The sequence below is a fragment of the Pseudomonas soli genome (genome assembly GCF_021283165.2).
GTDB classification, from domain to species: Bacteria; Pseudomonadota; Gammaproteobacteria; order Pseudomonadales; family Pseudomonadaceae; genus Aquipseudomonas; species Aquipseudomonas soli.
On record NZ_CP128543.1, the window covers coordinates 1,709,229 to 1,720,802 of the forward strand.

General features: G+C 63.4%; 13 protein-coding genes. 7 read left to right on the forward strand and 6 right to left on the reverse strand.

Annotation, left to right across the window (positions count from 1 at the left end):
• Window positions 1-7 precede the first annotated feature (7 nt).
• The 4 genes from LU688_RS08030 (at window position 8) to LU688_RS08045 (ending at window position 3,242) form a co-directional block, all read left to right on the forward strand.
• A complete protein-coding gene (locus LU688_RS08030) occupies window positions 8-322 on the forward strand; it encodes a hypothetical protein (protein WP_023629501.1) in 315 nt (104 codons plus the stop codon).
• Window positions 323-431: 109 nt separating this feature from the next.
• On the forward strand, window positions 432-1,031 hold the full coding sequence (locus tag LU688_RS08035; protein WP_023629502.1) for an FMN-dependent NADH-azoreductase: 600 nt from the start codon (window positions 432-434) through the stop codon (window positions 1,029-1,031).
• Window positions 1,032-1,314: 283 nt separating this feature from the next.
• Complete coding sequence (locus LU688_RS08040) at window positions 1,315-2,196, forward strand: carboxylate/amino acid/amine transporter (protein ID WP_094010025.1); 882 nt, start codon at window positions 1,315-1,317, stop codon at window positions 2,194-2,196.
• A gap of 161 nt (window positions 2,197-2,357) precedes the next feature.
• A complete protein-coding gene (locus LU688_RS08045; RefSeq protein ID WP_094010024.1) occupies window positions 2,358-3,242 on the forward strand; it encodes a LysR family transcriptional regulator in 885 nt (294 codons plus the stop codon).
• Window positions 3,243-3,285: 43 nt separating this feature from the next.
• Here the strand turns inward: LU688_RS08045 and aepX are convergent, their stop codons facing one another.
• The 5 genes from aepX to LU688_RS08070 all read right to left on the reverse strand — a co-directional run bounded on the left by aepX (window position 3,286) and on the right by LU688_RS08070 (window position 9,117).
• Window positions 3,286-4,176, reverse strand: coding sequence for a phosphoenolpyruvate mutase (gene aepX, locus LU688_RS08050; protein ID WP_094010023.1), 891 nt, complete (start codon window positions 4,174-4,176; stop codon window positions 3,286-3,288).
• A 28-nt stretch (window positions 4,177-4,204) separates the two neighbouring features.
• Entirely contained in the window at window positions 4,205-5,032 is an 828-nt protein-coding gene (locus tag LU688_RS08055; RefSeq protein WP_094010022.1) for a hypothetical protein, read from the reverse strand.
• Window positions 5,033-5,065: 33 nt separating this feature from the next.
• Complete coding sequence (locus LU688_RS08060) at window positions 5,066-6,268, reverse strand: pyridoxal phosphate-dependent aminotransferase (protein WP_094010021.1); 1,203 nt, start codon at window positions 6,266-6,268, stop codon at window positions 5,066-5,068.
• A 43-nt stretch (window positions 6,269-6,311) separates the two neighbouring features.
• Window positions 6,312-7,532, reverse strand: coding sequence for an MFS transporter (locus tag LU688_RS08065; protein ID WP_094010020.1), 1,221 nt, complete (start codon window positions 7,530-7,532; stop codon window positions 6,312-6,314).
• Between the two features lie 292 nt (window positions 7,533-7,824).
• Window positions 7,825-9,117 carry a mechanosensitive ion channel family protein gene (locus LU688_RS08070; protein ID WP_094010019.1) on the reverse strand — a complete coding sequence of 431 codons (1,293 nt, stop codon included), beginning with the start codon at window positions 9,115-9,117 and terminating at the stop codon, window positions 7,825-7,827.
• 142 nt (window positions 9,118-9,259) lie between these two features.
• On the opposite strand from LU688_RS08070, the gene LU688_RS08075 reads away from it, so the two are divergent.
• The 3 genes from LU688_RS08075 (at window position 9,260) to LU688_RS08085 (ending at window position 11,263) form a co-directional block, all read left to right on the forward strand.
• Window positions 9,260-10,585: a DEAD/DEAH box helicase gene (locus LU688_RS08075; protein WP_023631179.1), complete on the forward strand. Its 1,326-nt coding sequence runs from the start codon at window positions 9,260-9,262 to the stop codon at window positions 10,583-10,585.
• 185 nt (window positions 10,586-10,770) lie between these two features.
• Entirely contained in the window at window positions 10,771-11,052 is a 282-nt protein-coding gene (locus tag LU688_RS08080) for a BrnT family toxin (RefSeq protein WP_094010352.1), read from the forward strand.
• The gene (locus LU688_RS08085) at window positions 11,027-11,263 is read left to right on the forward strand and encodes a BrnA antitoxin family protein (RefSeq protein ID WP_094010018.1); all 237 of its coding nucleotides are present in this window, start codon (window positions 11,027-11,029) and stop codon (window positions 11,261-11,263) included. Before LU688_RS08080 ends, LU688_RS08085 begins: the two co-directional genes overlap by 26 nt.
• Window positions 11,264-11,274: 11 nt before the next feature.
• Here LU688_RS08085 and LU688_RS08090 read toward each other — a convergent pair whose 3' ends face one another.
• Window positions 11,275-11,544, reverse strand: a complete 270-nt coding sequence (locus LU688_RS08090) for a hypothetical protein (RefSeq protein WP_094010017.1) — start codon at window positions 11,542-11,544, stop codon at window positions 11,275-11,277.
• Between the last annotated feature and the right edge of the window lie 30 nt (window positions 11,545-11,574).

The following is an 11,574-nucleotide window of genomic DNA, read 5'->3' on the forward strand; positions in this document are numbered from 1 at the left end:
CGCCCGTATGAAGAAATGTTGTGCGGCTTTGCTGTTGTGCCTGCCCCTCGGGGCAATGGCTTACCCGATCGACGTGGAGAAGGAGCTGACCGGGGTCAAGGTCGACTACACCGCCTACGACACGGCCTATGACATCGGCTCGATCAGCCTCAACAACTATGGGCAGGTGCCGGCGGCGTGCAAGGTCACCTTCCGCAACGGCCCTGAGGCACCGAGGGTGCGCCGGGTCAACGTGCCTGCGGGCAGAAGCGTGGATGTCACCGCGAAGTTCAACCGGCAGATCATCAAATTGCGCATCGTGCTCGACTGCAAAGCGGAATAAAACAGGTTAATCGATAGGTTGATCCCACTTTTTACGCTTTTTTATCGATAGGTCAACCTCTAATCTCACCTCCATCGAATCGCCACCCTTACCGCCGATGGAGGCACACATGTCCCGCGTACTGATCATCGAAAGCAGCGCCCGCCAGCAGGATTCCGTTTCTCGCCAACTGACCCTGGATTTCATCCAGCAATGGCAAGCGGCGCATCCGGCCGACGAGATCACGGTGCGCGACCTGGCGGTGAACCCCGTGCCGCACCTGGACGCCAACTTGCTCGGCGGCTGGATGAAACCCGAGGAGCAGCGCAGCGCCACAGAGCGTGAGGCACTGGAGCGCTCCAACGCGCTGACCGACGAGTTGCTGGCCGCCGACGTGCTGGTGATGGCCGCGCCGATGTACAACTTCACCATCCCCAGCACCCTGAAGGCCTGGCTGGACCACGTGCTGCGCGCTGGCATCACCTTCAAGTACACCCCGACCGGCCCACAGGGCTTGCTCAATGGCAAGCGCGCCATCGTGCTGACCGCCCGCGGCGGTATCCATGCCGGTGCCAGCAGCGATCATCAGGAACCCTACCTGCGCCAGGTGATGGCCTTCATCGGTATCCACGATGTGGACTTCATCCATGCCGAAGGCCTGAACATGAGCGGCGAGTTCCACGAGAAGGGCCTGAACCAGGCCAAGGCCAGACTGGCCGCGGTGGCCTGAGCCGCGACGAATTCCCAACCCTGACACCTTGTTGCTCCTTTGGGTGTGCCTGCCCGGCCATAGAGATGGCCGGGCTTTTTTTGCTCGCAGAAAGTGCGCATCCTGTGCTGGCCTGATCGCCGACAAGCCAGCTCATGGATACAGCGCAGTCCTTGAAAATTGTGCGGTCGGTGTGGGAGCAGGCTTGCCGGCGATGGGCTGCGCAGCAGCCCCACAATCCCCATGGTTGAACTGCCCAGGCCCAACCCGCTAAGGTCCCCGCCTTGATCCACGAGGGCCAACCATGGGCTACCTGATAATCGTCGCGCTGATCCAGGCGTACTCTTTCAACCTGATCGGCGAATACCTGGCCGGCCATGTCGACAGCTACTTCGCCGTGCTGGTGCGGGTGTTGCTGGCCGGGTTGGTGTTCCTGCCACTGACCCGCTGGCGCCAGGTCGAACCACGCTTCATGCGCTCGATGCTGCTGATCGGCGCGCTGCAGTACGGCATCACCTATGTCTGCCTGTACCTCAGCTTCCGCGTGCTGACGGTGCCGGAGGTACTGCTGTTCACCATCCTGACCCCGTTGCATGTGACCTTGATCGAGGATGCCCTGAACCGCCGGTTCAATCCCTGGGCGCTGCTTGCCGCCCTGGTGGCAGTGGCCGGCGCGGCGGTGATCCGTTTCGACACGGTTACCGGCGAGTTCTTCATCGGTTTCCTGCTGCTGCAGCTGGCCAACTTCACCTATGCCGCCGGGCAGGTGCTGTACCGCCATCTGGTGGCCCGCCACCCCAGCGACCTGCCGCACTACCGCCGGTTCGGCTATTTCTACCTGGGCGCGTTGCTGGTGGTATTGCCGGCCTTCCTGCTGTTTGGCAATGCCCAGCACCTGCCGAGCACCGACACACAGTGGCTGGTGCTGCTGTTTCTCGGCCTGTGTCCGACTGCATTGGGGTTGTACTGGTGGAACAAGGGTGCCTGCCTGGTTTCCGGCGGCACTCTTGCGGTAATGAACAACCTGCATGTGCCGGTGGGCTTGCTGCTCAATCTGCTCATCTGGAACCAGGACGAGCCGCTGGGGCGCCTGGCCATTGGCGGTACGGTGATCCTGGCGTCGGTCTGGTTGAGCCGCTTGGGCGGTCCGCGTGCAGGGCTGCCGGGGACCGCCTCGTCGCGCTGAGATATCTGCGCAAGAGGCGCCCGCATGGGCGCCTTGGTCATTCACGCGGGCAATACCAAGGCAGGCTTTGCCCGGCCGGCGGCGACAGGCAAGATGGACGCAGGCGGCTCAAGATCGCCCGTACCGACAATGGATTTGCCTGACACTACAAGGAAGAGACCGTGAACCTTGACCTGACCGACCTGAAACTGTTCATCAAGATCGCCGAGTCCCCCAGCCTGACCCAGGGCGCCAAGCGTGCATGCCTCTCGCCAGGGGCCGCCAGCATGCGCATCAAGTCGATGGAAAACGAGCTTGGGGAGGGGCTTTTTCATCGCCAGCACAAAGGGCTGGTGCTGACCCTGGCAGGTCAGCGGTTGTTGATCCATGCCCGCAAGATCCTGCGCCAGCTCGAAGTGCTCAAGGCCGAATTCGACCACCGCGACGAGGCTGACGGGGCAAGCATGCGCATGTATGTCGCAGGCTTCAGCGCATTCGAGTCGACCCAGCGCCGGTTGGTGCGCTATCTCGCCGATCACGCCAATGTCGCCATCGACCTGCAGCAACGCACGGCCGGGGATATCGTGCGCGGCATTCGCGAGGGCGCCGTTGACATGGGCGTGGTGGTCGGCAGCGACCCTGTCGAGGGGTGCGCCTCGATCACCCTGCCGGTGCTCAACTATGTCGCGGTGCTGCCCAGGCATCACGCATTGGTTGCCAGCGCTTCATTGCGCCTGGGCGACGTGCTGCGCCACCCGCAGGTCGGGTTGGCGACCGACAGCACATTGTGCCGTCTGATCGAGCAGCAGGCCGATATCGATGGCATCGTGGCCCAGTTCAGGATCAAGGTGTCCGGGGCCGAGTCGCTATGCCGGATGATCGCCGAAGGAGTCGGTATCGGTATCGCATCGGATGCGGCGGTGCAGCCCTATCTCGATGTCTGTGGCCTGGTGGCCCGACGCCTCGATGAAACCTGGGCGCGCCAGCAGCACATGATGCTGGTCAGGCATTTCGAACGCATGCCTCGGCATGTCACCGACCTGGTTTCCTACCTGAGCGCCGCCTGAACAAAACCGGCAAAGGGGCCGTGCAGCGGCCCCGATGGCGTGGTCATCGTGTACCGGGCACCAGGCTGAGGATTTCATCGATGGGCATGCAGGCCGGCTCGATTTCATAGGCCCGGTCGTGCTCGAGGATGCTGGTGGCGACCTGGCGCATGGCCGAGTAGGCGCCGCGCAGCATGTGGTTGGCGTAGATCACCGCATTGAAACCGGCATCGGCCAGGCACGAGAAGGTCAGTTGCGGATAGCTGGTCGGCACGCAGACCAGGGGTGTGTGCGGGTGGGTCTGCTTGAAGCGGCGGGCGAATTCGAGGATCTCCTCGCCTGTGCTCTTGCGGCTGTGGATCATGATGCCGTCGGCGCCGGCCTGGGTGTAGGCCCGACAGCGCGCGAGGGCGTCGTCCAGGCCTTTTTCCAGGATCAGGCTCTCGCAGCGGGCGAAGATCATCATCGAGCCTCCCTGGCGATGATGGGTGCCGACCCTGATCTTGTCGCAGAAGTGTTCGACGGTTTCCTGCTCCTGATGCACGCTCAGGCCCAACAGCGAGTTCTTTTTCAGCCCGCATTTGTCTTCGATGACTATCGCCGACACCCCGGCGCGGGCCAGCCATTGCACATGGATGGCGAAATGCTCGATCTTGCCGCCGGTGTCGGCGTCGTAGATCAGCGGCAGGTCGCAGACCGCGAGGATTTCGTTCAGCCGTTCCAGGCGGTCGCTGGGCGAGAGAATCTCGATGTCCGGCAGGCAGCGCTGGGTCGAGTCGGTCAGCGAGCTGGACCAGATGGCATCGTAGCCCAGGCTGGTGTCGCCGGCGCCGAGGCGCACGCTCTTGGCCAGCATGGCCGAGATCGGGCTGTGTGCCTCGAGTACCCGCAGGCAGGCTTTTTCACTGAGCAACTGCCGCAGGTCGATGCGTGCGTCACGCTTGATCACGTTCATATGCCTCATCCCTGTTGTGAGGTGTTCTTCAGGCGGCGAGCACCGACTCCATCTTGTTCAGGTGTTCGCAGGCTCTTTTCACGTATTCGCAGGACAGTGCCTCGATGCGGGTGTGGTCCAGTGCCTGGTGGGTGGCGCGGCAATAGAGTTCGAGGGCGCTGGTGGCATGGAAGAAATGCTGCGCCTCGACCGCGCCGCAATGCACGCTGAGGAACGAGGCGATGCGATGCGCTTCGCCCGCCGTCTTGCCTTGCGCCTCCTTGAGCCAGTCCTTCCACAGGGGCGTCATCACGTTGTACTCCCCGGTATTGAACAACTCGGTCATCGCCATCATCTCGATGGCCTCGACCAGTTGCGGGGCGAGCGGCCGCTTGCTGCCTACCCAGGTGGAGAATTCCTTGGTCACCGGGTTCAGGTAGCGGTCCTGCAGACGCCAGTCCTCCGAACCGCAGATGGCGGTGGCCATGCGCGCATACAGCTTGGAGTGGTGCGGGTGGCCGTGCATCTCGCCCAGGCCGATGTCCTCGACGATGATCTCGCCGCAGTGACGGGCGGCGTCCAGCAACAGCAGCCGGGCCTGGGGATCGTCGATGGCCTCGGACTCCTGCAGCAAGCGCACGATGATGCTTGAAACTGCATGGGCGGCACCGTCCGGGCTGCGCCAGCCACAGAAGAAGGTGCACAGGCTTTCCCGTGACCAAGGCCTGGCGGTGATGCGCTGGTAGGTGTCGAGGTAACCCTCCAGCAGGTCGGCGTGCACCTCGAAGCCTTTTTTCAGGGCGCTGGCCAGCCGTTTGTCCTGCACATCGGTCAGGGCCTGGTCGACGAATGACAGCATGAAATCCGTTTTCTTCATGTCATGTTCTCGCGGGTGGTGGAAAGTCCGGGGTCAGGCAAGCGTTGCTATAAAGTCGGTGAAGCGGCTTAGGCCCTCCTCGAGGTCCTGCGGGCTTACCGAGTAGGACAGTCGCACGGCGCACGGGTCGCCATTGCTGCAGCCAGGCACCAGGGCGATGCGCGCCTCGGTCAGCAACAGCTCGCAGAGGTGGCTGGCGTCGCGGATCGCCTCGCCCTGGTAGCGTTTGCCGAGCAGGCGGGTGATATCCAGGTAGAGGTAGAACGCGCCCTGCGGTGGCGAAAAGCGGATGGACTCGAGCTTCCCAAGCAGCGCCGTGGCGATAGCCAGCTGCCGATCAAGCTGGGCATTGACCTCCGCACCGAACTGCCGCGCACCGTCGCCATGCAGTGCGTTGAGCGCCGCGTACTGGGCCAGGCTGCTGGGATTGGAGGTGGTGTGGGCCTGCAGGTTGTGCATGGCCGTGATCACCGCCTTCGGCGCACAGGCATAGCCCAGGCGCCAGCCGGTGACCGCCTGGCTCTTGGAGAACGAGTCGATGATGATGGTCGAGGCCTTGAGCTCGGGCAGCAGTGCGACCAGGTTGTGATGTTGCTGGCCATCGCGCAGCAGGCTGCGGTAGCACTCGTCGAAGATCACCCAGAGCTTGTGTTTCAGGGCCAGCTCACCGATGGCGACCAGTTCCCGCGGGTCATAGACCACCCCGGTGGGGTTGTTGGGGGTGTTGATGATGATCGCTTTGCTGCGCGGCGACACGGCGGCCTTGACCGCCGCGCCGCGCAGGCTGTGGTTGTCGCCTTTGGTGTTGACGAACACCGGACGGGCGCCGGTCAGTTCGACCTGGGTGGGGAAGGTCTCCCAGTAGGGCCGCGGGATGATCACTTCATCACCCGGATCGAGCAGTACCATGGCGCTGTTGAACAGGGCTTGCTTGGCACCACTGGACACCGCGATCTCATCGGCGTCGTAGTCGACGCCCAGGCGCTGGCTGACGCTGCTGGCCAGGGCCTGACGCAGCCGCGGATTGCCCAGTGGCGGGGTGTAGCGGTTCCACTGTTCGTGGACCGCCGCGATGGCGCCTTGGCGCATGTCCGGGGCGGCGTCGCTGGACAGCTCGCCGGCGGCGAAGTTGATCACCTTGATGCCGGCGTCACGCAGGGCGTTGGCCTTGCTGCGCATGCTCGAGGTGCCGGGCGCGCTGATACGCGCGGATCGTTGCGACAGTCCGTTGCTCATGGTTCACGTCCTTGTTGTTCTCGATCTGGACCGATGTTGCGGATCAGCGGCGCGGCAGTCCCTTCATGCCGTTGTAGATCACCAGGCACAGCGGCAAGGTCAGCAGCAGCACGCAGGCCAGCACCACCAGGCCTTCGGTGACGCCGGCCTGGTCGGATATCGCGCCGATCAGCACCGGGGCGAGGGCGCCACCCCCAACGGTGCCGGTGTAGAACCAGGCGAATACCCGGTCGCGCCGCTCCCGTGGGGCGAAATCCGGAACCAGGCCGCCAAGCACCGATGAGGTGCCGTTGAGCGCCACGCCGATCAGCGGCATCACCAGCATCAGGGGGCCATAGGGCAATACCAATGCCAGCAGGATCAGCAGCGCGGTCAGCACTTCCGTGCAGATCACCGTGCGCACCGGCCCCAGGCGCGCGCCCAGGTAGCCGCAAAACAGCTTGCCGAAGGCGCCGCCGATGAACAGCAGGGCCAGGGCCAGACCAATGTGCTCGGTGCTGGCGCCCTTGCTCTGCAGCAGGAACGGCAGGAAAGTCAGAAAGCCCATGCGTACGCCGCTGTCGATGCTGCCGGTGGCGATCAGCGCCATCAGGCCGGCTGGGGTGCCGGTCGCGTCGGCGACCTTGGTCTTCTTGCTGGCGGCTTCGTGCGCCTGGCTCTTCGGCATCAGCCACCACAAGGCGAAGGCGGCGGCGATGCCGAGCATGCCGAGCAGGGTGGCATTGGTCTGCCAGGAGATGTAGACCAGCACCACCCCGGTCAGGCCGGGGATGACCGCCTTGCCGATATCCCCGGCGAAGTTGTACTGGGCCAGTGCCTGCTTGACCCGCCCGCTGCCCTCGTAGGCGTCGGAGACCAGCGCCGAAGCCAGCGGGTGCTGGGTGCTGGCGCCAAGGCCACCGATCATGAGCGCCAGCAGCAGTAGATTGATGTCCGTGGCCTGGGCCGCCAGCAGGTAGGCGAAGCCCGCTAGGGCAGTGCCCCTGACAAGCAGGGTTTCGCGGCCCCATTTGCGCGCGCCGCGGCTGGCCAGCAACTGGAAGCCGGCCATCATCCCGGCGTAGGCGCCGCGCAGCAGGCCGACCTGGGCATAGCTCAGGCCGAAGGCCGCCTGCCAGATAGGCAGCAGCACATAGATTACGTCGGTCAGGCCATCGTGCACGCCATGGGCCAGGCTGCCAGCGGCCAATGCCTTGCGGCGGTCGGCCGGGTCGCTGCGGTCCGGTTCGTCGAGTGGTTTTTCCAGGGAGATGTCCTGACGCATCGCTTGCTCGCAGTCCTTTGTCCGATACCGTGCCGCCTGTCATTGGGGCGACCTGTTCGCTGCAGGTTAGGAGAAGCGGGGAGAGGCGGGTATTCGTATTTCTCGAAGGTTGGCGTTTAATAATTCTGAAATACTTGTAACTAATTGTTTCTTTATGATTTGTGATAACACAAGTTCATTGTGCACAGCTGAAAAACTTTCCGTTCGTCAGCGATTCGTGGGGCGGGCTTGCCCCCGCGATGGCCGTATCAGCCTTTTCGCGGGACAAGCCCGATCCTACGCCCGCCCAAGATCAGGCCTCGTCGAATGCCCGCATCGAGGTCACCAAAGGCGGCCTGGCCGCTAGCCCCGCACGCATGTCATTACCACTGGGCTGCTGATAAAGGCTCAGCCCGAACTCCGGTAGCACGGCCAACAGGTAGTCGAAGATATCGCCCTGGATGCGCTCGTATTCGGCCCACACCGTGGTGGTGGTGAAGCAGTAGATCTCCAGCGGCACGCCTTCGGCGGTGGTCTGCATCTGGCGGACCATGCAGGTCATGTTCGGGTGCACGTTGGGGTGGCTCTTCAGGTACGCCAGGGCGAAGGCGCGGAAGGTACCGATATTGGTCAACTGTCGGCGGTTGGCCGACAGCCCGGCGTTGTGGCCCTGGGCTTCGTTCCATTCACGCAGCTCCTGGCGCTTGCCGGCCAGGTAGTCGCCGAGCAGACGCACCTGGCCCAGGCGCTGCTCTTCTTCCTGGGTCAGGAAACGTACGCCCGCGGCATCGATGAACAAGCTGCGCTTGATCCGCCGCCCGCCGGACTGCTGCATGCCACGGTAATTGCGGAAAGACTCGCTCATCAGGCGCCAGGTAGGGATGGAGACAATGGTCTTGTCGAAGTTCTGCACCTTGACCGTGTGCAGGGTGATGTCGACCACGTCGCCGTCGGCGCCGGCCTGGGGCATCTCGATCCAGTCGCCGACATGCAGCATGTCGTTGCTGGTCAGTTGCACGCTGGCGACGAACGACAGCAGGGTGTCCTTGTACACCAACAGCAGCACCGCCGACATGGCGCCCAGACCGGACAGCAGCAGCAATGGCGAGCGGTCGATCAGGGTAGCGACGATGACAATGGCGGCAAAGATCCACAGCATCATCTTGGCCAGCTGCATGTAGCCCTTGATCGAGCGGGTGCGGGCGTGTTCGGTGCGGGCGTAGATGTCCAGCAGCGCGTCGAGCAGGCAGGACAGGGCGCGGGTCATGAACAGCAGCGTCACGGCCAGGGCGACATTGCCGAGGAAATGCTGGGCGGCGGCCGACAGCTCCGGCACCAGCTTCAGGCCGAACTGCACCACCAGCGATGGAGTGGTCTGGGCCAGACGATGGAGCACCTTGTTGTGACGCAGGTCGTCGAGCCACCTGAGCGCCTGTTGGCGCCCCAGCAGGCGGCTGGAGTGCAGCACCAGGAAGCGGGCCAGGCGGCCGATCAGCAGCGAGACGAGCAGCAGCACGGCCAGGCCGAGGGCGGCGTGCAGCAGCGGGTGTTGGTCGAGCGTGCCCCAGAGGTCGAGGGCGTCACGCCAGAAGCGTTGGATATCCATGGGCTTGGAAACGGTCTGTGTTGCGGTACGAAGCGTTATTAGAGCGTGGATCGGCGCAAAGTTGCCAAAAGAAATTCGGTTCTGGCCACGGAAAACGTTACCCTATGCAACTGAATTTTTCGCACTTGCCCGAGGTTACCCCGTGTTTTCCCAATTCGCCCTGCACGAACGCCTGCTCAAAGCCGTGGCCGAGCTGAAATTTGTCGAGCCGACCCCGGTGCAGGCGGCGGCCATTCCCCTGGCCCTGCAAGGGCGTGACCTGCGGGTGACGGCGCAGACCGGCAGCGGCAAGACTGCCGCCTTCGTGCTGCCACTGCTCAACCGCCTGGTCGACCGCAGCGGCCCGAGCGTGGAAATCCGTGCGCTGATCCTGCTACCGACCCGCGAGCTGGCCCAGCAGACCCTCAAGCAGGTGCAGCTGTTCTCGCAGTTCACCTACATCAAGTCGGGGCTGGTCACCGGCGGTGAAGACTTCAAGGAACAGGCGGCAATGCTGCGCAAGGTGCCGGACGTGCTGATCGGCACCCCAGGCCGACTGCTCGAGCAGCTCAATGCCGGCAACCTCGACCTGTCCCACGTTGACGTGCTGATCCTCGACGAAGCCGACCGCATGCTCGACATGGGCTTCGCCGAAGACATGGAACGCTTGTGCAAAGAGTGCGAAAACCGCAAGCAGACCCTGCTGTTCTCGGCCACCACCGGTGGCGCGGCATTGCGCGACATCATCGGCAAGGTACTCAAAGACCCTGAGCACCTGATGCTCAACAGCGTCTCGCAGCTCGCCGAAGGCACCCGCCAGCAGATCATCACCGCTGACCACGACCAGCACAAAGAGCAGATCGTGCAGTGGCTGCTGGCCAACGAGACCTACAAGAAGGCAATCATCTTCACCAACACCCGCGCCCTGGCCGACCGCATCTACGGCCACCTGGTGGCCAAGGAGGTCAAGGCGTTCGTCCTGCACGGCGAGAAGGACCAGAAAGACCGCAAGCTGGCCATCGACCGCTTCAAGGACGGCGGCTCCAAGGTGCTGGTGGCCACTGACGTCGCGGCCCGCGGCCTGGATATCGACGGCCTCGACCTGGTGATCAACTTCGACATGCCACGCAGCGGCGACGAGTACGTGCACCGTATCGGTCGCACCGGCCGTGCCGGCGGCGAAGGTCTGGCGATCTCGCTGATCACCCACAACGACTGGAACCTGATGTCGAGCATCGAACGCTACCTCAAGCAGCAGTTCGAGCGCCGCGTCATCAAGGAGGTCAAGGGTACCTACAACGGTCCGAAAAAGGTCAAGGCGTCGGGCAAGGCTGCCGGCACCAAGAAGAAAAAGACTGAGAAGAAGGCGGGCGCCGACAAGAAGGGCGCCGCCAAGCGCAAGCCGTCCGCCAAGCCGAAGGCCAATGCGCCGCTGGCCAGCGCCGATGGCCTGGCACCGCTGAAAAAGCGCAAGCCGGCAGCTGAGTAAGCACTTCCTGCAATGAGCCCGCCACTGCAACGGTGGCGGGTTGCTTCACCTCCTTCCCCAGGGCGCGTAGCCCATTTCCCAAACCCTCTTCCAGCCCGGGCATTTTGTCGCCCGAGCGCCACACTCCTCTGGCATGTGCAGTCAAGGAGGAGTAGCGTATGTACAGCTGTAAATACGATTGTCCCGTGCGATTTGAATGGGACGAGGAAAAGAACCAGCTCAACATCCGCAAGCACGGTATCGACTTCAACGATGTGCCCGAGATGCTCCGTCAGCCGATGCTGGCGCTGCGGGATGAGCGATTCGAGTACCCGGAGGCACGCTGGATCGGCATGGGCTGGATCAATGCCTGGGTCAGCGTGGTCGCCTACACCGAACGGCAGGGTGATGTGATCCGCATCATTTCCGCCAGAAGAGCCACTCGACGTGAGGTAACGCGCTATGTCGAAACCGTCCAGAAGCTGTGAGCAAGACCAAGCCCCGGTCGATACCTCGGACATCCCCGAACTCGACGATGACTTCTTCCGCCGCGCCGAACTGCGGGTGCCGGCCAAGCAGACAGTGACCATCCGCCTGGATGCCGATGTACTGACCTGGTTCAAGGAGCAGGGCGCCGGCTACCAGACCCGCATCAACCAGTTGCTTCGTCAGTACATGCAGGCCCAGCAGCGGCGTTGATCCGGGCGCGGTCAGGTTTTCCTTTCCGCCTCCTTCAGCTCCTGGATGCGCTTGTCGATCAACTGGCACTTGTCCGGCAGGTCCTTGCTGGCGGTGCCGAGATCCATGTGTTGGAGCTCGTCGTTGATCTCCTTGGCCTTTTGAGCGTTCTGCTCGGTCAGCTGGCTCACCAAGCCTGCCAATTGCTCTCTTTTCTGCGTGGCCTCTTCCGGTGTGCAGGCCCAGATGGGCTGCGCGCAGAGCAGGGCTGTCGCGCAGAGGATGCAGGGTAGAGGTTTCATCCTTTGGTTCCCTTGTCAGTCGATTCCTGC